Annotated in this window: 25 protein-coding genes; 16 read left to right on the top strand and 9 right to left on the bottom strand. The window is 64.7% G+C overall.

Features of this window, described 5'->3' with window-relative positions; all coding sequences use genetic code 11:
* Window positions 1-40 precede the first annotated feature (40 nt).
* Genes RPS27_RS27550 through RPS27_RS27540 form a run of 3 tightly spaced genes read right to left on the bottom strand, consistent with a single transcriptional unit; the run spans window position 41 to window position 1435 of the window.
* Window positions 41-367, bottom strand: a complete 327-nt coding sequence (locus tag RPS27_RS27550) for an MmcQ/YjbR family DNA-binding protein (protein ID WP_212066029.1) — start codon at window positions 365-367, stop codon at window positions 41-43.
* Window positions 368-426: 59 nt separating this feature from the next.
* Window positions 427-663, bottom strand: coding sequence for a tautomerase family protein (locus tag RPS27_RS27545; protein WP_212066030.1), 237 nt, complete (start codon window positions 661-663; stop codon window positions 427-429).
* 31 nt (window positions 664-694) lie between these two features.
* Window positions 695-1435: an SDR family oxidoreductase gene (locus RPS27_RS27540; RefSeq protein WP_212066031.1), complete on the bottom strand. Its 741-nt coding sequence runs from the start codon at window positions 1433-1435 to the stop codon at window positions 695-697.
* Window positions 1436-1540: 105 nt separating this feature from the next.
* Between RPS27_RS27540 and RPS27_RS27535 the strand changes: the two genes are divergently transcribed.
* From RPS27_RS27535 to RPS27_RS27495, 9 genes are all read left to right on the top strand, one after another.
* The gene (locus RPS27_RS27535; protein WP_212066032.1) at window positions 1541-2452 is read left to right on the top strand and encodes a LysR family transcriptional regulator; all 912 of its coding nucleotides are present in this window, start codon (window positions 1541-1543) and stop codon (window positions 2450-2452) included.
* A 284-nt stretch (window positions 2453-2736) separates the two neighbouring features.
* A complete protein-coding gene (locus RPS27_RS27530) occupies window positions 2737-4386 on the top strand; it encodes an acetolactate synthase large subunit (protein ID WP_212066033.1) in 1650 nt (549 codons plus the stop codon).
* A 38-nt stretch (window positions 4387-4424) separates the two neighbouring features.
* Window positions 4425-4793: a glyoxalase gene (locus RPS27_RS27525; protein ID WP_211417425.1), complete on the top strand. Its 369-nt coding sequence runs from the start codon at window positions 4425-4427 to the stop codon at window positions 4791-4793.
* 117 nt (window positions 4794-4910) lie between these two features.
* Window positions 4911-5258, top strand: a complete 348-nt coding sequence (locus tag RPS27_RS27520) for a Lin0512 family protein (protein WP_212066034.1) — start codon at window positions 4911-4913, stop codon at window positions 5256-5258.
* A gap of 4 nt (window positions 5259-5262) precedes the next feature.
* Window positions 5263-5955, top strand: a complete 693-nt coding sequence (locus tag RPS27_RS27515; protein WP_212066035.1) for a GNAT family N-acetyltransferase — start codon at window positions 5263-5265, stop codon at window positions 5953-5955.
* A 72-nt stretch (window positions 5956-6027) separates the two neighbouring features.
* Window positions 6028-7212 carry a serine hydrolase gene (locus RPS27_RS27510; RefSeq protein ID WP_212066036.1) on the top strand — a complete coding sequence of 395 codons (1185 nt, stop codon included), beginning with the start codon at window positions 6028-6030 and terminating at the stop codon, window positions 7210-7212.
* 96 nt (window positions 7213-7308) lie between these two features.
* Window positions 7309-7518: a DUF2892 domain-containing protein gene (locus RPS27_RS27505; protein WP_194402520.1), complete on the top strand. Its 210-nt coding sequence runs from the start codon at window positions 7309-7311 to the stop codon at window positions 7516-7518.
* Window positions 7515-8036 carry an RNA polymerase sigma factor gene (locus RPS27_RS27500; protein ID WP_194402519.1) on the top strand — a complete coding sequence of 174 codons (522 nt, stop codon included), beginning with the start codon at window positions 7515-7517 and terminating at the stop codon, window positions 8034-8036. Before RPS27_RS27505 ends, RPS27_RS27500 begins: the two co-directional genes overlap by 4 nt.
* 3 nt (window positions 8037-8039) lie before the next feature.
* The gene (locus RPS27_RS27495; RefSeq protein ID WP_194402518.1) at window positions 8040-8384 is read left to right on the top strand and encodes a carboxymuconolactone decarboxylase family protein; all 345 of its coding nucleotides are present in this window, start codon (window positions 8040-8042) and stop codon (window positions 8382-8384) included.
* A 41-nt stretch (window positions 8385-8425) separates the two neighbouring features.
* Here RPS27_RS27495 and RPS27_RS27490 read toward each other — a convergent pair whose 3' ends face one another.
* Both RPS27_RS27490 and RPS27_RS27485 read right to left on the bottom strand, forming a co-directional pair.
* Window positions 8426-9766, bottom strand: a complete 1341-nt coding sequence (locus tag RPS27_RS27490) for an RtcB family protein (RefSeq protein ID WP_212066037.1) — start codon at window positions 9764-9766, stop codon at window positions 8426-8428.
* 114 nt (window positions 9767-9880) lie between these two features.
* Window positions 9881-11206 carry a TROVE domain-containing protein gene (locus RPS27_RS27485; RefSeq protein WP_212066038.1) on the bottom strand — a complete coding sequence of 442 codons (1326 nt, stop codon included), beginning with the start codon at window positions 11204-11206 and terminating at the stop codon, window positions 9881-9883.
* Between the two features lie 1209 nt (window positions 11207-12415).
* Here RPS27_RS27485 and RPS27_RS27480 point away from each other — a divergent pair.
* The 3 genes from RPS27_RS27480 to RPS27_RS27470 all read left to right on the top strand — a co-directional run bounded on the left by RPS27_RS27480 (window position 12416) and on the right by RPS27_RS27470 (window position 14389).
* A complete protein-coding gene (locus RPS27_RS27480) occupies window positions 12416-13081 on the top strand; it encodes a DUF429 domain-containing protein (RefSeq protein WP_212066039.1) in 666 nt (221 codons plus the stop codon).
* Complete coding sequence (locus RPS27_RS27475; RefSeq protein ID WP_212066041.1) at window positions 13078-13545, top strand: hypothetical protein; 468 nt, start codon at window positions 13078-13080, stop codon at window positions 13543-13545. The genes RPS27_RS27480 and RPS27_RS27475 overlap by 4 nt, the downstream gene beginning before the upstream one ends.
* A 139-nt stretch (window positions 13546-13684) precedes the next feature.
* Window positions 13685-14389 carry a glutathione S-transferase family protein gene (locus RPS27_RS27470; RefSeq protein ID WP_212066043.1) on the top strand — a complete coding sequence of 235 codons (705 nt, stop codon included), beginning with the start codon at window positions 13685-13687 and terminating at the stop codon, window positions 14387-14389.
* 2 nt (window positions 14390-14391) lie between these two features.
* Here RPS27_RS27470 and RPS27_RS27465 read toward each other — a convergent pair whose 3' ends face one another.
* From RPS27_RS27465 to RPS27_RS27455, 3 genes are all read right to left on the bottom strand, one after another.
* Window positions 14392-15174 (bottom strand): sulfite exporter TauE/SafE family protein, encoded by a 783-nt coding sequence (locus RPS27_RS27465; RefSeq protein WP_212066045.1) that lies wholly within the window; start codon window positions 15172-15174, stop codon window positions 14392-14394.
* 3 nt (window positions 15175-15177) lie between these two features.
* Window positions 15178-15810, bottom strand: a complete 633-nt coding sequence (locus RPS27_RS27460; RefSeq protein ID WP_211417413.1) for a TetR/AcrR family transcriptional regulator — start codon at window positions 15808-15810, stop codon at window positions 15178-15180.
* Between the two features lie 208 nt (window positions 15811-16018).
* Entirely contained in the window at window positions 16019-16390 is a 372-nt protein-coding gene (locus RPS27_RS27455) for a tRNA-binding protein (protein ID WP_212066048.1), read from the bottom strand.
* Window positions 16391-16489: 99 nt separating this feature from the next.
* Here RPS27_RS27455 and RPS27_RS27450 point away from each other — a divergent pair, with 99 nt between their 5' ends.
* The gene (locus tag RPS27_RS27450) at window positions 16490-16846 is read left to right on the top strand and encodes an ArsC family reductase (protein WP_212066050.1); all 357 of its coding nucleotides are present in this window, start codon (window positions 16490-16492) and stop codon (window positions 16844-16846) included.
* 3 nt (window positions 16847-16849) lie between these two features.
* On the opposite strand, the gene RPS27_RS27445 is transcribed toward RPS27_RS27450, so the two are convergent.
* On the bottom strand, window positions 16850-17497 hold the full coding sequence (locus RPS27_RS27445) for a hypothetical protein (protein ID WP_212066052.1): 648 nt from the start codon (window positions 17495-17497) through the stop codon (window positions 16850-16852).
* 367 nt (window positions 17498-17864) lie between these two features.
* Here RPS27_RS27445 and RPS27_RS27440 point away from each other — a divergent pair, with 367 nt between their 5' ends.
* From RPS27_RS27440 to RPS27_RS27430, 3 genes are read left to right on the top strand one after another with little or no spacing between them, the layout of a single operon-like run.
* The gene (locus RPS27_RS27440; RefSeq protein ID WP_036034135.1) at window positions 17865-18620 is read left to right on the top strand and encodes an ABC transporter ATP-binding protein; all 756 of its coding nucleotides are present in this window, start codon (window positions 17865-17867) and stop codon (window positions 18618-18620) included.
* A complete protein-coding gene (locus RPS27_RS27435) occupies window positions 18613-19359 on the top strand; it encodes an ABC transporter ATP-binding protein (RefSeq protein WP_211417409.1) in 747 nt (248 codons plus the stop codon). Before RPS27_RS27440 ends, RPS27_RS27435 begins: the two co-directional genes overlap by 8 nt.
* 36 nt (window positions 19360-19395) lie before the next feature.
* Window positions 19396-20619 carry an ABC transporter substrate-binding protein gene (locus tag RPS27_RS27430; protein ID WP_211417408.1) on the top strand — a complete coding sequence of 408 codons (1224 nt, stop codon included), beginning with the start codon at window positions 19396-19398 and terminating at the stop codon, window positions 20617-20619.
* Window positions 20620-20648: the final 29 nt, after the last annotated feature.

The raw sequence follows: 20648 nt of genomic DNA, 5'->3' as shown, positions 1-20648 counted from the left end.
GATGGGCGTCCGGCGAGTCGAGCCCGAGTTCCTTGCGGATCTACCGCGTCAGCTTCGCCGCGATCAATGCATGGGCCTGCACCAGATAAGTTGAGAGCTCGGCGTCGGGCAGGGCGTTGTTGCTGACGAGCTGCACCCATTTGGCGCGTGCCAGATAGGGCGCCGGCCGCGCCAGGCCGTGCTCGATCAGCATGGCATAGGCCATGTTCGAGGTCTTGAACATGTAGCCGCCGGAGCGTGCCGCAAAGCCGCCGCCGAGCGCGAACATCTTGCCGCCGACCTTGAACACGGAGGTGCCCTCCCACTGTACCACCTTGGTGACGGCGGGCAGGCGCAGGCAACGGGTCTCGAAGGTCCTGGGTGTCATTGCAGGAGCGATAGCACGCCGCGCGCGGCTTGCAACGTGCGTGCTATCGATAGAGGAGCTCAGCCTGAAGGCGGCGTGACGCCAGCGTCGCTGGCCCGCCAGGCCACGGGAACGACGAACACTTCGTCGGCGCGGCCGTAGCCGCCGTCGGGGACTTCCTCGATCAGCACCATCGTATGCGGTCGTGCCGCTTCGCCGAAATATTCGGCGAACAGCGCGGTGAGCCGATGCACGATCTCCGTCTTCTGGGCCCGCGACAGCGCGACTTGAGGAATCTTGATGTTGGCGAAAGGCATGATGATCTCTCCGGTTTGAATTCGTGTCGCGTCAGATCACGCCGCCATTGGCGCGGATGACCTGGCCGTTGACCCAGGCGCTGTCGTTTCCGGCAAGGAAGGCGACGAGCCCTGCGATGTCGTCGGGCTGGCCGAGGCGGCCGAACGGGTTCATGGCGGCGATCGCGCGCACCTGCTGCTCGCTCTTGCCCTCGAGGAAGAGCCGGGTCTCGACCGGTCCGGGCGCGACGGCATTGACGGTGATGCGCCGGCCGCCGAGCTCCTTGGCGAGGACATGCGTCATGGCTTCGACCGCGGCCTTGGTCGCGGCGTAGACGCCATAACCGGGCTGATAGAGGCCGACGACGCTGGAGGAGAAGCTGACTATGCGGCCGCCGTCGCGCAACCGCCGCGCCGCTTCGCGCATCGAGCGGAAAACGCTGTCGAGGTTGACCGACATTTGCCGCGTGAATGCTTCGTCGGTCATTTCAGCGAGCGGCCCGAGCTCCATCACACCGGCATTGTTGACGAGGACATCGACGCCGCCGAAGGCGCGCTCGGCGGCATCGAACAGCCGGGCCGGCGTTGCCGGATCGGCAAGATCGGCCTGCACGGCGATGGCGCGTCCGCCCGCGGACTCGATCTCGGCCACGAGCGCATCGGCGGCGCTGCGGCCGCTGGCGTAGTTGATCGCAACCGCAATTCCGTCCCGGACCAGCCGGCGGACGATCGCCGCGCCGATGCCGCGGGAGCCGCCCGTGACGACGGCGGCACGCTGAAGTTGATGGGTCATGGCAGGTCTCCTCGATGTCTTTCGACCCGAGACATAGCTGATCGCTTTAGCCGGATAATCAGCCGCGACTTGCCATCACTTGTCGGATATGATGAACAATCGCCCATGGACCGATTTGACGCCATGCGCCTGTTCGTCCGCCTCGTGGAACGGCGGAGCTTTACGGCCGCGGCTGCGGACCTTGGCCTTCCACGCTCCACGGCGAGCGAGGTCTTGCGCGGCCTCGAAGCGCGCCTCGGCGCACGCCTGCTGGAACGTACGACGCGACATGTCACTCCAACGCTCGACGGCGAGGATTATTATCGCCGCTGCGTCGCCATCCTCGCCGAGGTCGAGGACGCCGAAAGCGCGATGCGTGATGCGCGGCCGCGCGGTCTGCTTCGTATCGATGCGCATCCTTTGCTGACCCGCACCTTCATTCTGCCGCATCTGCCGGAATTCCTTGCCCGCTATCCGCAGCTCGAATTGCAGATCGGGCAGGGCGACCGGCTGGTCGATCTCGTTCGGGAGGGCGTCGATTGCGTGATCCGGTCGGGCGAGCCCGGCGACAGCGGCATGATCCAGCGCCGGCTCGGCACCATCGCCGAGATCACGGTGGCGAGCCCGGAATATCTTTCCCGCCACGGCGTGCCCGCAACGCCTGATGCGCTCGACGGTCACCAGATGGTCGCGTTTGTCTCCTCGCGCACCGGCGATGTGCTGCCGCTGGAATTTTCCGTCGCCGGCGCGCTTCGCCACATCGTGCTGCCGAGCCGGGTGCGCGTCAACAATTCCGACACCATGGCCGATCTGGCGCGGCTCGGCTTCGGCCTGGCGCAGGCGCCTCGCTATCGCTTTGCGGAGGATCTCGCCAGCGGCGCGCTGGTCGAGGTGCTGGCCGACCATCCGCCATCGCCCACGCCGCTCTCGGCGCTCTACCCACAGAACCGCCAGCTCGCGCTGCGCCTGCGTATCTTCCTCGACTGGATCTCAGGCATCTTTGCCGAGGCGAGGCTTCGTAGCCCTGACGGAGCGTAGCGCGGTCCGGGCTGCGAGAGCTTGCATTGCCGCCAATCTATGACCGTCACCCTGCGGTGCCGGAGCGAAGCGGAGGCCTCGAAGGGCGACGACCCGGCTGCATCTCGGCGCGTCCATCCTTCGAGGCTCCGCTTGCGATGCTTGGCATCGCACGCTTCGCACCTCAGATGACGGAACAAACATTTGCGCCTCGATCGCGCCTCTTTGTGAGTTGTGACTCTGTTCCAGACCGCTACGATGCCTCCGCTCCCTCACCACAGGGATCAGCAGCAAGCGGAGGCGACATGAGCGGACAGGAACGGAAAGTCAAAGGATCGGACCTGTTTGTCGCGGCGCTGGAGAATGAGGGCGTCGATCGCATCTTCGGCGTCCCCGGCGAGGAGAATCTCGATGTGGTGGAATCGCTGCGCACGTCCAGGATCGAGCTCGTCCTGACGCGCCACGAGCAGGCCGCCGCCTTCATGGCCGCCACCCATGGGCGGCTGACCGGCAAGCCCGGCGTTTGCCTGTCGACGCTCGGCCCCGGTGCGCTCAACCTGTCGACCGGCGCGGCCTATGCGCATCTCGGCGCGATGCCGATGATCCTGATCACCGGCCAGAAGCCGATCATGAGCAGCCGGCAGGCGCGCTTCCAGATCGTGGATGTGGTCGCGACCATGAAACCGTTGACGAAGCTGTCGCGGCAGATCGTCAGCGCTTCCAGCATTCCGACCGTGGTGCGCGATGCGTTTCGCGTCGCGATGGAGGAGCGGCCCGGGCCGGTGCATCTCGAGCTGCCCGAAGACATCGCCGGCGACGAAGTGTCCGCCGTCCCCGTGATCCCAGTCCATCCGATCGAGATTCCCGTCGCCCATCGCGGCGCGCTCGACCGTGCGGCCGAGATGATCCTGGCCGCAAAGCATCCGCTGGTGATGATGGGCGCGGCGACCAGCCGGCCGCGATCGACCCACGGCATCGCGAGCTTCGTGCGGCGCACCGGCATTCCGTTCTTCACGACGCAAATGGGCAAGGGCACGGTGCCCGGCGGCACCAATCTCTACATGGGCACAGCCGCGCTGTCCGAGCGCGATTATGTCCACGATGCCATCGACGCCGCCGACCTGATCGTTGCCATCGGGCACGATCCGATCGAGAAGCCGCCCTTCATCATGGGCCCCTCGGGACCAAAGGTCATTCACGTCAGCTACACCTCGGCCAGCGTCGAGCAGGTCTATTTTCCAGACGCGGAGGTGGTCGGCGACGTCGGCCCGAGCCTGGAGCTGCTCGCCGACCGGCTGGAAGGCAAGCTGCCGCAGGCTGCGGCGCTGCTGCCGCTGCGCGAAGAGATCCTGGGGCACATTGCCGACCGCGCCACCGAGGCGCGCTGGCCGCCAACGCCGCAGCGCATCGTGCACGACCTCAGGCAGGTGATCCCGGAAAACGGCATCGTCGCGCTCGACAACGGCATGTACAAGATCTGGTTCGCGCGCAACTACCGTACCCGCCTCGCCAACACGCTGCTGCTCGACAATGCGCTGGCGACCATGGGCGCAGGCCTGCCGTCGGCGATGATGGCCGCGATGCTTTATCCCGACCGGCGTGTGCTCGCGGTCGCCGGCGACGGCGGCTTCATGATGAACAGCCAGGAGATGGAGACCGCTGTCCGCCTCAAGCTTAATCTGGTGGTGCTGGTGCTGGAGGACAACGCCTACGGCATGATCCGCTGGAAGCAGGCGGTGGATCATTTCGCCGATTACGGCATGACCTTCGGCAATCCGGATTTCGTCCTGTATGCGAAGGCCTATGGTGCCAAGGGGCATCGGATCGAGAGCATCGACGGTTTTGCTCCGACGCTCGATGCCGCGTTTAAAGAGGGCGGCGTGCACCTGGTCGTGATCCCCATCGACTATTCGGAGAACGTGCGGGTGCTGGTCGATGAGCTGCGGGCGCGGTAGAAATAGGAGAGGTGGGGGCAATTGGAATTGGTGATCGGATGAATCAACGCCTTACAGCCATCCTGCCCTGCAACGATCTGGATGCTGCCCAACGGTTCTTTGAGCGACTCGGCTTTAAGGTCGAGGGTGGCCCGGATGACTACCGCATGATGAGCGACGGTCGCGGTGGCGACATTCATCTCCAAGCGGCAGTGGATGGCTGGTTGGTGCCGGGCCGAAACCCGTTCGGGCTATACCTCTACCGCGAAGATGTCGATCAGCTTGCGAAGGCGTTTGCGGGGGAGATGATCGAACCCGAAGGGCCGACAGATAAACCTTGGGGCATGTACGAGTTCGCGCTCAACGGGCCGGACGAGACACTTGTCAGGATCGGTTGGCCGACGCGGCTCAGACCTGCGTTGGGGTGATCTTCATGTGGGTCATGGGTAGCCCGTGCTCCGTCCTCGTCACATCACGACAACAACTTGTGCCGCGCTCTCCGATCGCCGACACTCTCTCACCTAACCAACCACAGGAATAACAACATGACCCGCGTTCGTTGTGTCACCGAGATGGGCATGGGCGTCGACGTCCACGGCCGCGACGCCACCAAGGCGGCGAAGCGCGCGGTGTCGGATGCCATCAGGCATTCAAGCCTCGGCTTCTTCCGGATGATCGGCAAGACCGCGAACGACATGTTCGTCGATGTCACGATCGGTGTGCCCAACCCCGAGGCGGTGGACAAGGATGCGGTTGCGAAGGAGCTGCCTTACGGCACGGTGACCGTCACCGCGGTCAAGGGCGGGCTGGAGATCCCCTCGGCCACGGAAGTGGCCAACGACCCCATCCTGATCGCCAACGCCGCCGTCATCGTCAGCTTCGACAAGGACTAGGCCAGTGTCCGATAGCGATGAGACGCTGCTGGATCATCCGATCTGGAGCGCGTTGACGACCAGCCACAAGCATCTGGCCGAGGGCGGCCCGCGAGCGCTGCGCTATCCCGTCGACATGACGCCGTTCGCCGACATGGCCGACATGTCCGCAGCGAGCTTTGCCGCGCTGCGCGATCTCTTGTCAGGCACGCAGGTCGCCGCATTGTTCACGCCGGAGCCGGTCGAGATGCCCGCCGGTTTCAAGGTCGTGCTGGCCGAGACAGGCGAGCAGATGATCGGATCGCCCGCCGACAGTCCGCTGCGCGACTCCGAGATCGTCACACTGGGAGCGGCAGACGTGCCCGCGATGGTGGCGCTGGTGGAGCTGACGAAGCCGGGTCCATTCGCGCTGCGTACCCATGAGCTCGGCACGTTCCTCGGCATCCGCGTCGGCGGCGAACTGGTCGCAATGACGGGCGAGCGGATGAAGCCGGGAAAGTTCGTCGAGATGACGGCCGTCTGCGTGCACCCGGACTATCGTGGGCGCGGCTATGCCCAGGCGCTGCTGGCGGCGGTCGCGCGGCGAATCGAGGCGCGCGGCGAAATCCCGTTCCTGCACGTGTTTTCGAACAACACCTCCGCGATCGCGCTGTATCAGCGGCAGGGCATGCGGATCCGGCGTCGGCTCTACGTGACGGCGTTTATGCGGGAAGGATAGGCGCTCCACGGGGCGCCCTTCATTTCCTGCGAATTTCCGCTATATCCAACCCAACCAAGATTGGGGAAACGCATGGACGCCAGAACGACCGATTTTTCCGCCGTACGGACGGCGATGCAGCGCTACGTCGATCAGGAGATCATTCCGGGCGCATCCTGGGCCGTGCTGCGCGGGCGGGAGGTGGTCGACCAGCAATGCGTCGGCTTTGCCGACCGCGAGGCGAACGCCGCGCTGCGGCCCGATCATATCTTCCGCGCGTTTTCCAACACCAAGATCTTCGTCACCTGTGCGATCATGCTGCTGGTCGAGGAAGGGCGCATCGGCCTCGATGACGCGATCGAGACATTCCTGCCGCAGCTCGGCAATCGCAAGGTGCTGAAGCAGGGCGCTGCGAGCCTTGCCGATGTCGAGCCGGCAAAGAGCCCGATCACGATCCGCCAGCTCCTGACCCATACCGCGGGCCTCAGCTACGGCATCTTCGATCCCGGCACGGTGCTGTTCAAAGGCTACAACGAAGCGCGGGTGCTCAATCCGCTGACGCCGCTCTCCGACATGATCGACAGCCTCGCCAATCTGCCGCTGTCCTATCATCCCGGCGAGGGGTGGGAATATTCTGTTGCCACCGACGTGCTCGGCCGCGTTGTGGAGGTTGTCTCGGGCAAATCCCTCGATGCCTTCCTCAAGGCGCGCATCTTCGATCCCCTCGGCATGACCGACACCGGCTTCTACGTTCCGGAAGCGCAGCAGGGCAGGTTGGTCGCCCTTTACAATGGCGCCGACGTGCTCGATCCCATGAAGCCGGGCCTGACCCGCGCCGACAATCTGCCGTTTCCGCAAGCCTATCGGCGGCCGTTCCCGCGGCTCTCGGGCGGCGGCGGTCTGGTCTCGACCTTGCCTGACATGCTCGCGCTGGTCCGCGCGCTGCTGCCGGTGTCGGACGCGCTGTTGAAGCCGGAGACGCTGCGGCAGATGATGACGAACCAGCTGCCGGCAGGTCAGACCATCCGTTTTGCCAATCTCGGCCCGATCCCCGGCAAAGGCTTTGGCCTCGGCGGCGCCGTCACCTTCGCGCCGACGCCGTTCGATCCCGAGAATTCGACCGGCGAATTCCAGTGGGGCGGTCTCGCCGGCACCCATTGGTGGATCTGCCCGGAGGCCAATACCGCAGGCGTGCTGATGGCCCAGCGCTACATGGGGTTCTGGAATCCGTTCTTCTTCGAGTTCAAGCGCCTGGCTTATCAGGCCGCCGGAGGCTGACCTCCGGAAAAACTGTCGCCCGCCGCGAATCCTTTTTAGCGCGCGCGCCCTCTTGGTAGTCGAGGCAGTCAGCCTCGGCTCATCTCGGAGGATGCAATGGCATTTTACAGGAAGAACATCGGCGGCCTGCATCAGGCGGTTCGGATCGCCCTGGGCGTCGCGGTGGCGGTCGCGGCATTCATTTATCTGGCGGGTGCGACGGCGTGGCTGGTTGCGCTGGCCGGCGCCGGCTTCGCGCTGACGGGGCTCGTCGGCTATTGCCCGATGTGCGCGATGGCCGGGATCGGGCGAGGGGGCGTGTCGTGAGTGCGGCTGCGATCTCGCCGAACCTGTTCGAGGCCGCCCGGCTCGGCGATCCCGATGCGATCGCGCGCCTGCTCGAGACGGCGCAGCCCGACATCCGCCGCTATGCCCGCGCGACCTGCCGCAGCTCGGCCGATGCCGAGGACGCGGCGCAGGAGGCGCTGTGGATCCTGTTCCGGCATGTCGGCACGATCCGCTCGCTGCTGGCGTTTTCGGCCTGGCTGTTCAGCGTGGTCCGCCGCGAATGTCTTCGATTGGCCCGCAAGGCGGGCCTCGTGCTCGCGGTCGATGAGAGCGAGGCGGAGGCGCTGCTGCTGTCGCGCCCCGAGGCCGATCTGCGGCTCGACGTGGCTGCGGCGTTCGAGGCGCTGCCGCCGCATTATCGCGATGTTGCGCTGATGCGCGACGTCAAGGAAATGACGATCGACGACATTGCCGCCGCGCTCGGTGCGACCAGGCAGACCGTGAAGGCCCGCCTGCATCGCGCCCGGGCCTTGATGCGCGAATATCTGACGAGATGAGACATGAGCAATTATCAAAGCCCCGACGATCTGAAATCTGTTCCGGCCTTCGTGGCGCTGGCCCCGGTCGAGGCCAACGCGTTCCTGGCGTTCAACCATGCGGTCGAGCGCAAGGACGGATTGATCCCGCCGAAATACCGCGAGCTGATCTCGCTCGCGGTCGCCCTCACGACGCAATGCGCCTATTGCCTCGACGTGCATACAGCGCAGGCGGCGAGGGCCGGCGCCTCGCGGGAGGAGGTCGCGGAAGCTGCCCTGATCGCGGCGGCGGTCCGCGCCGGCGGCACGCTCGGCCATGCGCTGCTGGCGCAGCGTCTGTTCGAGCGCCATCGCGACGAGGCGGAATAGATCTTGGGAGTGGGGGCGGTGCCTCCCACTCCCTGTTTGTGTCAGTCCTTCCACGGATCGAACTCGCCTTCGCCGGCCATGGCGACGGCGAACGGCCGCAGCGTGTGCAGCACGCGCACGGTGCCGGCGTGCTGCGCCAGCACGTCCGGCAGGCGGCGATAGGCCATCGGGCTTTCGTCGAGGTCGGCGCCGATCAAGGTCACGCCGCGCTCGTTGAGCCACTGGTCCATCTGCTCGCGCGAGAAGCGCCGCTTCGCCTCCCGTCGTCCGAACAGGCGGCCGGCGCCATGCACGGTCGAATAGAGCGAGGCCTTGGCTTCCGGGCTGTCGACGCCCTCGAGGATGACGGCGTCGTCTCCCATCGAGCCGCCGACGAATCCCTTCTGGCCGGGAAACGCCGGCGTCGCGCCCTTGCGCACCACCCACAGATCGCGCCCGTCGTGGGTCTCACGCCAGGCGTAGTTGTGGTGGTTGTGCACGCTCTCGGTCACGCTGCCGCCGATGATCTGGCGGACGCGCTCGACGACCCACTCGCGGCCCGCATGGGCATAACGCCCGGCGAGCTGCATCGCCGCAATGTAGCGGCGGCCGAGCTCTGAGTCCTCGTCGACCACCGCGGGCGGAACGTTCATGCCGTCCTTGCCGCCGGCGGCCTTGAGGTAGCGCGTCGCGGAAGTGTGCCCGAGACCGCGGCTTCCGAAGTGGACGCCGATCCAGACGAAGCCCTCCTCGTCGCGCATGAGGTCGACATAATGGTTGCCCGATCCGACCGTGCCGAGTTGGCTCACCGCTTTCTTGCGGTAGTCCTCCATGTCGCTCTCGCGCCAGGCATCGCCGTCGTCGAACAGATCGTGCTCGGCCCGCTCGGCATTGGCCCGGCCGACCCCGAACGAGATCGTCTTGGCGACGTCGCGGATGATCGTGGGGACCCGGCCCGCGATGTCGTCGAAGCGCGTGTCGAGCTTTGCCGCCATGTTGCCGCAGCCGATGTCGAAGCCGACGCCGGAGATGCTGATCTGCTTCTCATAGGCGATGACCCCGCCGACCGGCTGGGCGTAACCGAGATGGCCGTCGGCGCAGATCACGCCGGACACGACGTTGCCGACCGCCATGCAGTTGCGCATCTGCGCGATCGTCGCGTCCTCGTGCGGGCCGAACACCTTCAGCGGCGCATTCTGGAAACGGGCGTCCTGCATCCGGAACTCGGCGATCGAGCTCGCGGTCGCATTGGCCTCGCGGGCCAGATGTTCCTTGCGCACGGCGTCCTTGTACAGGCACCAGGCCGGCTGGCCGCGTCCTTCGCCGACGCGCGAGTCGGGATCGACACCGGCGGCGAGGCAGAGCTCGCGGGCGCGTTCCATGTAGGGATCGGGTCGTCGCATGGTCACAGGTCCTTGTCATTCCACGCGCACTATAGAAGGTGCGAGCAGATCATTTCAGAGATTTTGCCGACCCCGGGCGCAGCATCCTGCGTCCGGGGTCGTTGTCGTCGCGCATCAGTGCAACGCCGTCTCCGACGCTGCGATCCACGCGACCACGGCCTCGGAGAAGCCGTTGACGCGCGTCCAGGCGCCGTGACCGACACCGTGCTGATACGAGGCCACGTTCACGATGGTGCCGCGCGCCTTGGGCTCGGGCACCTGGTCGTGGCTCTGCTCGTCGGTGAAGACGATGAGGCGATCGCCCTTGCGGTCGATCTCCGTCACGGCCTTGCCGAGATAGGTCCCGCCGTGGGACTGCGAGTTGATGATCGCGTCCCGCAGTGCGAAGCCGCGGCGGGGCGGGACCTTCACGACATCATTGCTGAAGGTGAAGATCTCGACCTCGTCGCAGATCTCGCGGGCGAGGATCGCAAGACCGCACGCCGCCTCCGCGCGTGTCATTTCCGACTGCGCGGAGAGCGTCGCGAACATCGAGCCCGACACGTCGATCAGGAGCCGCGTCCGGCCGGGCAGCCGCACATGGTCCTTGACCGACTTGAGCATCGCAGCCTCGAGCTCGGGCTCGAAGTCCGGCGCATAGCGCGCCGCCGTGATGAAGCGATAGGGGAGGATACGATCCGTCCGCATCGCCTCGATCGCGCCTGCGATGGTCTCGCGCGGGACCTGCGCAGTCTGCATCAGCCGCAGATTGCGCAGCAGCGCCAGGCCGCCCAGCTTTCGCTCGTCGATCAGCCGCTCGAAGGTCTCGCGCTTGCTCTTGCCGGCCGAGAGCGAGACCTCCCAGGTGTCGGGGGAGGCGAGCTCGCCGTCGACGAGCTGCTTCCAGACCCTTGCCTGCTCGGCGTCCTTCGGCTTGGCGTGCACCAGGAACAGCACGTCCCTGATCCGCACCGCGCCGTCGCGGTCCCACTTGGCGAGCTGGTAGGCGTCGAACTTGGTCAGCGCGCGGGCAAGACCCTTCTTGACCTGCGCGGAGACCGGCTGACGCTTGCGCTGCTGCATCGGCCCCAGCGCGTCCGCCCAGTAGATCGCGAGCAGCTCCGTCATCTCGTCGGGCCGCTGGATCACCTGAGCGAGCGTGTCAGCCACGAGGGCGCGGTGCTTTTCGCTGCGCGCCATCTCGCGGATGACGAGCAGCGGCGCATGCCGCAGCTTCATCACCTCGCGCGCCTCGATCGCGAGCTGCGCGAGGCGCGCAGGCGCGACCTTGGGCACCAGGGTCTTGATGCGGTCGGCGATCGCGACGCCATCCTCGTAGAACTGGTCCTCCCACAGGAGGCAGTTCATCAGCGCGCGCTTCAGCTCCATCTCGGGCGTGAAGCGGATTGCGCGTGCGCCCTCCCGCGTGAAGGCGCGAACGATCTTGTTGAGCCTGACCATGACGGCCTCCTCTTGGGTTGATGGGGACATGGAAACGGGTGCCGGGGAACAAGCGAGGCTGTCCTGCCCACGAGGGGCTCCACATGCTCTACCGCTGAGCTACGGACTTTCGTCCGGAAGGAGTCGAACCTTCGACAATGTGATTCACGAAGTAACAGCGCCCTTCACCACCGGCGGTGGTTGAAAGGACACGATCCGGGAACAGGCGATGCTGTGACCCGGCAAGCGTGAGCTTGCCGGAAAGCGCTCTATCCTCTGAGCTACCGGTGCATGGAACACCGGGCGGGATTCGAACCCGCGACCTCTCGCGTGGCAGGCGAAGTAACAGACATCTTCACCACGGATCGTGATGGGATTGGCGGGGAACGATCGATGCTGTTGCTGCCCTTACGGACGAACCGCCTTTCGGCGTGCAGGGCTCGAACCTGCTCGGCGCTTTCGCGCCTTACCACGAAGTAACAGGCATCTTCACCACCGCCAGGCCGATGCTCTCGCATCGGCCGTTGATGGGTACGCTGGGGAACGGGCGATATCGGCTTTCAGTGACGACAACACAGTCGCCGTCCTTACGGACGAGTCCTGCGCCGGGCCGCGTGCGAACCTTTTCCGAGGCCGCATCCCGGTGCGTGTGTCAAAGGCGGGAGGCATACCCGCTGTGCCGTGTGGAGAAGTATCCGACATCTTCACCACCAGCGTCGGTTGAGCCGCGATGGCAGCGGCAAACCAATCTCAAGAAAATTCTATCGCGGCGCTGTCGACGCGCCGCATGTTGCGAACCCTTCGGGTCCGCTCTGCCATCGGTGTCCGGCTCATCGCCTCGTTCCCTCCGGCAGGCCCCGCGCGCTTGGGCACGCGCGTTCTCAGCGCGAGCCCCGAGATCCGGGTCTCTCGTTCCGGCGATTGCCGGGATGTTCGATCGGGCTGCGCGACGGGCAACAAAAAACCCTCCGGAGCGGCAGGCTCGGGAGGGTCCAGAAGTGGACTGTCGATCTTGCGGTCAGGCAAGATCGCTCCCATGAGCCAGGCATGCGCCGTCGAATAGCTTTGGGCTATTCGGCATGCGGACAATTCTTTCGTAGCGGTACGACATCGCTCGGTTCATGGTGCTTGTCGCAAACGGAAGTGCTTGCGAGGGCGCGGGACATACGCCCGCAACTTGCGGATGTCAAGCGACGCGCGCGGTGAAATTGAAAATGACGGACGCATGACGTGCCGAACTATCTCGGCCTCGACGGATTTCGCTTCGGCTGGGTCGCAGCCTGGATCGACGAGCGCGGCGATCATGGCTTCGATTATTCGCCGGGCCTGACGCGCCTGCTCGCGCTGCCGCATGCGCGTGCGATGATCGACATGCCGATCGGGTTGAATCCGAGCGGCTATCGCGCTTGCGATCTGCGTGCGCGCGAGCTGATTGGTCCAGCCGTGTTTCTCGGTGCGCGCCGCGACCTCTGGACATTCCCGGACATGGCCACGGCCAATCGCCATTACTGGACGCAGGAGGGCAAGGGCAGGGGCGTGTCGGCGCAGCTCTGGAATATCAGGGACAAGATCAGGGAGGTTGACGACGTCATGACGCCAGCGCGACAGGCGACGATCGGCGAAGCGCATCCGGAATTGGTGTTCTGGAATCTGGTAGGGCGGGTGCGGCTTGAACCGAAGACGTCGCCGCGGGGGCGCGAGCAGCGCATTGCGCTGCTGAAAGACCGCGGCTTCACCAAGATCGAGAGGTGGCTGACGCTTCGCCATGGCACCGGCATCGGCCGCGACGATCTCATCGATGCCTGTGCCTGCGCCGTGGCGGCGCGCGACAGCACGCTGCGTGTCGGCGGCGAGGAGACCGATCCGCGTGGACTGCGGATGGAGATCAACTATTGAACCGCTCAATCCCGCCGATCGCATGTACCGGCAAGGTGGCCATGACCGCGATGGCCCGGCTTCGAGCAGTCATCCTCGTCGTCCAGTCTTGCCGCTCTCGCTTCGTACGCATCGGCCATTGCTCGCAGCCGTCCTGCGGCTTCACGATGGGCGAGATCGTCCGCGACGCGGCGACAGCGTTGGGCGTGGTGGAGCAGGGCGCGCTTCTCGATGTTCATCTCGTCACAACGCGCAAATTGCTCGATGGTCTCCGAAATGATGCGCCGGCGACACCGGGAAAAACCGGCAAAATATTCGTGCAAACTGGGAACGCGGCACGTGAGCGGGCGTTTAGGTCAAAGGAGTTGAGGGACAAAGGCCATGTACGACGTCTGCCAATGGGCGACCGCGACGCTCGCGACTGCTTTCACGGCCGCGCTGCTGATCACGGGTCAATGGTTCATCCAGTACCGATTGCAGCATGAAACCCTGACCCCGGTCGTCAGGATCGCAACGCTGCCACCCTAGTTGCTTCAAGGGGATAATCAGACGAAGTGCCGGCCTTGCGCCGTTCGTCCGCCAGCCTAGATTAGGCGGCATCTCGCGAACGCAACCGGAGTCCCGATGTCTGATCTGTCCGCCTTTCCCATCACCAAGCGTTGGCCGGCCAAGCATCCAGAGCTGCTTCAACTCTACTCCCTGCCGACGCCGAATGGTGTGAAGGTCTCGATCATGCTGGAGGAGATCGGGCTTCCCTACGAAGTCCATCTCGTCGATTTCGGCAAGGACGACCAGAAGACGGCCGAATTCCTCTCGCTCAATCCGAACGGCAAGATCCCGGCGATCCTCGATCCCAACGGTCCCGGCGGCAGGCCGCTGCCGCTGTTCGAGTCAGGCGCGATCCTGCAATACCTCGCGGAGAAAACCGGCAAGCTGCTGCCGCAGGACGCGGCGCGCCGCTACCAGACGCTTCAATGGCTGCATTTCCAGATGGGCGGCGTCGGGCCGATGTTCGGCCAGGTCGGCTTCTTCCACAAATTCGCCGGCAAGGACTTTGAGGACAAGCGGCCGCGCGATCGCTACGTCGACGAAGCCAGGCGCCTGCTCGGCGTCATGGACGCGCATCTTTCCGGCCGGCAATGGTTCATGGATGACGACTACAGCATCGCCGACATCTCGATGCTCGGCTGGGTGCGCAATCTCATCGGCTTCTATGGCGCCGGCGATCTCGTCGAGTTCGCCCAGTTCAAGTCGGTTGGTGCCTGGCTCGAGCGCGGGCTTGCGCGTCCGGCAGTGCAGCGCGGGCTGAACATTCCGCAGCGGCCGTAAGGCTAGCTCAACGCCTTGTAGATCATGTAGAGCGCCATCAGCGAGACGAGCGCGATCATGGCCCGGCGGAGCATCGCTCGGCTGACGCCGTTGGCCATGCGTGGGCCGAGGTCGGTGCCAACCCAGAGGCCGGCGAGAATGCCGATGATGGCCGGCCAGCCGACCATGAGCCCCTTGCTCCAGTAGATCCAGGCTGCCGGAAGGTTGGTCGGGATCACGGAGAAGACGAGGCTGACGAGCTGCGCCTGATGCTGTGGCACGCGAAATCCGGCGGCGAGGCCGACGGTGATCGCAAGGCCGCCGCCGATGCCCATGAAGCCGGAGGAAAAGCCCGCAAGCGTGCCGATCAGGAGCAGGGGCAACCAGTGAAGGTGTTCGCGCTCACCGGCCTCATCGCTGCCGTCCTTGCGGTCGCCGCGCAGGATCAACAGGGCGACCAGCGCGAGGAGATAGACGACATAAGTCCATTGCAGGACGGAATCCGAAACCGCGGTCGCGGCATAACCGCCGCCGGCGCCACCGATCAGAAACCCGAGCCCGATCCAGGCAATCCACTGCAAGGGGCTGCGATTGCCGCTCTGCCAATAACGGCGGATGCCGGCAAGACCGGTCGGCGGAAGTTGGGTGATCAGCGAGGTGCCCTGGGCGACGTGTTGCTCGGTCCCGAGCAGCAGCACGGAGAAGATCACGAGGCCGCCGCCGGGGCTCGTGCCCGTGAAGCCCGATGCCAGCCCTGCGACCAGACCGACGCCACCACCGGCGAGGATGTCGTGAAGCCAGGACATCGCTTACGTCCGGGCCCGCCGCCTGACGTCAGGCTTGGTCGTGCGCAGGCCGTCGATCACGCCGGCCACGGCCGCCATGCAGGCTTCGACGTCAAATGCGTCGCCCCAGGATTTTTGCAGCACAAACCCCTGGAAGATCGCGATCAGCACGCGCGCGATCGCGTCGGCGCCGAGGTCGCGCCGGATGAGACCGTCATGCTGGCCGCGCTCGACCAGCGCCACGATCAGCGCGCGTGGCATGTCGATGCCTTCGATGACGCTGCTGCGGACGCGGCGGTTGCGCAGGGCTTCGGCCCAGCCATGGATGCCGACCCGGCGGCGGGCTTCGCCGGCGGGATCGGTCAGCCATTGCGCGTAGACGCGGATCAGCGCGTGAAGTCCTTCGATCGGGTCGCCGGATCCCTGCGCGACCGAATTGAGCACGGCTTCGCGGCGATGCCGGTCGTCGGCGAGCGCCTCGATCAAATCGTCCTTGCTCTGGAAGTAGAGATAGACCGCGCCATGACTTAAGCCCGACCGCTTCACGATGTCGGCCATCCCGGTCTGGTGGAAACCGTCTTCCGAGAAGCAGGCGAGGGCCGCGTCGAGAATCTGCTGCCGCCGGCTTTCGCGTTGCTTGTCGCTGATCTTGGGCATTCAGCCGCCTCAAATAACTGACGGATCGGTCGTTTTCCGATGGATGACGCTTCAGCTGCTCTCAAGCCGATACGGATAAAAAACGATCAGTCAGTCGTGTTTATTTTCAAAAACGGATCGCGTCAAGTCCTGGCCGCCGCAGTCTCAAGAAAACCCCTAGTTTGCCGCCGCCGGCCGGACGCGGTGCCGCAGCCCCCGGCTGGCGCTGCTAGAACAGCCGTCCGCCGTTCGGCACCGGCTGGCTGGGCTGCACCAGCACGACGTTGCCGCTGGCATCTGGGAAGCCGAGCGTCAGCACCTCCGAGATGACTGGTCCGATCTGGCGCGGCGGGAAATTGACGACGGCCGCGACCTGTTGTCCCACCAAGGTCTCGAGCGGATGGTTCTCGGTGATCTGGGCCGAGCTCTTGCGCACGCCGATGGCGGGTCCGAAGTCGATCCACAGCCGAAACGCCGGCTTGCGCGCCTCGGGAAACGGTTTGGCGTCGACGATGGTGCCGACGCGGATATCGACCGCGAGGAAGCTGTTGAAGTCGATGATCGGCGTGGCGGCGGCTGCGGGATCGTGGGTGACGTGCATGGGATGTCCGTTCGGTAGCGTCGTTCGCAATATTGTCGCGCGAAGCGGAGTTTCGTACAACGCCACGTCCATCACGATCCGTCATGCGCGAGGAACGTCTTGCCCAACATCATCTACGGCATCAAGAACTGCGACACCATGAAGAAGGCGCGCGCCTGGCTCGACACTCACGGCGTGCCTTACGCGTTTCACGACTACAAGTCGGCGGGCGTGGGAAAGGACAAGCTCGAGCAATGGAGCGACAAGGTCGGCTGGGAGACGCTGCTCAATCGCGCCGGGACGACGTTCAAGAAGCTGCCCGAGTCCGACAAGGAAGGCCTCTCCGAGAAGAAGGCGCTGGCGCTGATGCTAGCGCAACCATCGATGATCAAGCGGCCGGTGCTGGAGATCGGCGGCAAGCTGCTGGTCGGCTTCAAGCCGGACATCTACGCCAAGGAAGTCGGCGCAAAGCGCTGAGCGCTAGTTCAGCTCGATGATCTCGTTGGGGACGCCGGGCCCCGGCTGGTCCGCGAACTCGACCACGTCGGCCGTCGCGATGCGGCCGGGCGCGCGATGGAAGAGCTCGTGATCGATCACGGCGCGCAGTTTCGGACGCGGCAGTGCGTCGTTTCCGCGCATCAGATTCTTGATCTCGAAGCCGCCGTCCTCGCAGAAGGTCTTGACCGATGCGATGACGTGACAGACCTTGCCGTCGGACTGGAAAGGCAGCAGCAGCCGTTCATAAGCGACGAAGCGCCCGTAGATGTCGTCGACGTCCGCAACGCTGTAGACCGGCAGCCCACGCGCGACGCATTCGTGATAGATCGGCATCACGAACGGCGCGATTTTCGGCCCCAGATACTCGTCGAGCAGAACGCCTTTGCCGGTATGTCCATAGGCGCGCGAGATGCGCGTGTTTTCGCTCTGGATGGTCAGGCGCGGCGCCGGCGTCGACGGATCCACCGTATAGTAGATGAGATCGGACAGCTCTTCCTCGAGCCGCGCAGGCTGATACTCGGAGATCGCCGGCGCGATCTGCTCGCGCGCATAGAGTCGCAGCCACGTGTTCAGAAGATCACGCTGCCTGATCGACTTGACGACGGACGGAGCGGCGCTTGCGAAATCCAAGACAATATTCCCGGAGCGTCAAAACCCGCGCATGATATCGCATACGGGAAAATTTTTGATGAAGGCTGGCGCGCGGAACGAAAGACCGTTAACGACGGCTTGACGACCGGTACCTTGCGAACCGGGAGGCCGGGCAGGCGCGACGTCACTCGCCTCCGACTAAGGGAGCATTTGTATCCCAGGCGGAGACCTGATCTGCTCAGCTTTCCGCCTTGCCTAACCCCCGTCACCTCCGGCATATTCCGCGCCCGGAGGCGGTGTTCCGGATAGGCTCCAAGGAGTGGCTCCAAGGATAGGCAACTAGGCCTCCGGAAAGCCGAAGCAACAAGGATAGCCACGCGCGGCGCGCGGGCAGGGGGAAATCTGTTTGGCCGATGAGTTTATTCTCGAAACGGAAGGCTTGACCAAGGAGTTCGCGGGCTTCTTCGCCGTCCGCGACGTTGCGCTCAAGGTTCGCCGTGGGAGCATTCATGCGTTGATCGGTCCGAACGGGGCCGGCAAGACGACCTGCTTCAATCTTCTGACCAAGTTCCTCAAACCGTCCGCCGGAAAAATCCTGTACAAGGGGCAGGACATTACCGCGATGGCGCCGGCCGACGTTGCGCGCCTGGGGCTTGTTCGTTCATTCCAGATTTCGGCGGTGTTTCCGCATCTCACCGCGCTGGAGAACGTCCGTGTCGCGCTTCAGCGCCAGCACGGCTCTTCGTTCGATTTCTGGCGCTCCAAGTCGGTCCTCAACCGCTTCAACGATCGCGCGCGCGAGCTGCTCAACGATGTCGGCCTCAACGAGTTCGCCAACACGCCCGCGGTCGAGATGCCCTATGGACGCAAGCGTGCACTGGAGATCGCAACCACGCTCGCGCTCGACCCGGAGATGATGCTGCTGGACGAGCCGATGGCCGGCATGGGCCACGAGGACATCGACAAGATCGCGGCGCTGATCAAGCGCATCTCCGCGAAATATACCATCCTGATGGTCGAGCATAACTTGAGCGTCGTGGCCAACCTCTCCGACATCATCACCGTGCTGACGCGCGGGCAGGTGCTCGCGCAAGGTCATTACAGCGAGCTCACCAAGGACGAGCGCGTCAAGGAAGCCTATCTGGGAGCCGGTCATGCCTGACACTGCGATCGCCGAGGCTCCGGCCAAGGCTGCGACCGGCGGAAATGTCCTTCAAATCCGCAACCTCGAAGCCTGGTACGGCGAGTCCCACATCCTGCACGGGATCAACTTCGACGTGAACGCGGGCGAGGTCGTCACCCTGCTCGGGCGTAACGGCGCCGGCAAGACGACCACGCTGAAGTCGATCATGGGCATCATCGGCAAGCGGACCGGCTCGGTGAAGTTCAACAACCAGGAGATCATCCGCGCGACCTCCGACAAGATCGCGCGCATGGGCATCGCCTTCTGTCCGGAAGAGCGGGGCATATTCTCCAGTCTCGACGTGCGCGAGAATCTGATGCTGCCGCCGGTGGTCCGTGCAGGCGGATTGCCGCTCGAGCAGATCTTCGAGCTGTTCCCGAACCTGAAGGAACGGCTCTACAGCCAGGGCACCAAGCTGTCCGGGGGCGAGCAGCAGATGCTCGCGATCGCGCGCATCCTGCGCACCGGCGCGAGTTTCCTGATGCTGGACGAGCCGACCGAGGGCCTCGCGCCCGTCATCATTCAGCAGATCGGCCACACCATTGCGCGGCTCAAGAAGGAGGGCTTCACGATCCTCCTGGTCGAGCAGAATTTCCGCTTCGCGTCGACCGTCGCCGACCGCTATTACGTGGTCGAGCATGGCAAGATCATTGACGGATTTTCCAATGCGGAGCTTGCCGCCAACATGGACAAGCTCCACACCTATCTTGGTGTTTAGTACTGCCAACGAGAAGAATTCAAAAAGGAAAGTTGCATGAAGACCAGGTCGATTGCGTCATTGCTGCTGACCACCGCGCTGACATTCGCCGCAGTAGGCGTCGCCTCTGCGCAGGACAAGACCGTCAAGATCGGCGCATTGTCCGATCAGTCCGGGCTCTATGCCGACCTCGGCGGTCCCGGCTCGACGCTCGCGGCGCAGATGGCCGTTGAGGATTCCGGCCTCGCTGCGAAGGGCTGGAAGATCGACATCATCTCCGGCGATCACCAGAACAAGCCCGACATCGGCACCGCGATCGCGCGGCAATGGTTCGACGTCGACAAGGTCGACATCATCGTCGACGTTCCGAATTCCGGCGTGGCGCTCGCCGTCAACAACGTCATCAAGGAAAAGAACGGCGTCTACATCAACTCAGGTGCGGCGACGTCCGACCTCAGCAACGCGCAGTGCTCGCCTAACACCGTGCACTGGACCTACGACACCTACATGCTGGCCCACACCACCGGGCAGGCGCTGGTCAAGGCGGGGGGCGACAGCTGGTTCTTCCTGACCGCCGACTACGCCTTCGGTGCTGCGCTCGAGCGCGACACCACCGCGGTCGTCACCGCCAACGGCGGCAAGGTGGTCGGCGGCGTCAAGCATCCGCTGAATACGCCGGACTTCTCGTCCTTCCTGCTGCAGGCGCAGTCGTCCAAGGCCAAGATCATCGGTCTTGCCAATGCCGGCGGCGACACCACCAATACGATCAAGCAGGCGGCCGAGTTCGGCATCGGCAAGGGCGGCCAGAAGCTCGCGGCGCTCTTGCTCTTCCTCACCGACGTCAAGGCGATCGGTCTGGAGACGGCGCAGGGCCTCAACTTCACCGAGACGTTCTACTGGGACATGAACGACCAGACCCGGGCGTTCTCCAAGCGCTTCGCCGAGAAGATGAAGAACAACGCGCCGCCCACCATGGTGCAGGCCGGCGTCTATGCGGGCGTGCGTCACTATCTCAAGGCGCTCGAAGCGCTCGGCGGAAATCCCCATGACGGCGTCAAGATCGTCGAGAAGATGAAGTCGATGCCGACGGAAGACGAGCTGTTCGGCAAGGGCGAGATCCAGCCCAACGGCCGCACCATCCACAACGCCTACCTGTTCGAAGTGAAGAAGCCCTCGGAGTCCAAGGGGCCGTGGGACTTCTACAAGCTGGTCGGCACGGTGCCGGGCGACCAGGCGTTCACGCCGCTGTCCGAGAGCAAGTGTGCGCTGCTCAAGAAGTAAGATGACCGCCCGCAGGCCTTGAAGGCTTG

The organism is Bradyrhizobium sp. WYCCWR 12699, from assembly GCF_032144035.1.
Lineage (GTDB): Bacteria > Pseudomonadota > Alphaproteobacteria > Rhizobiales > Xanthobacteraceae > Bradyrhizobium.
The sequence above is the reverse complement of the archived record's forward strand: the minus strand, read 5'-3'. Positions and strand labels throughout refer to the sequence as shown.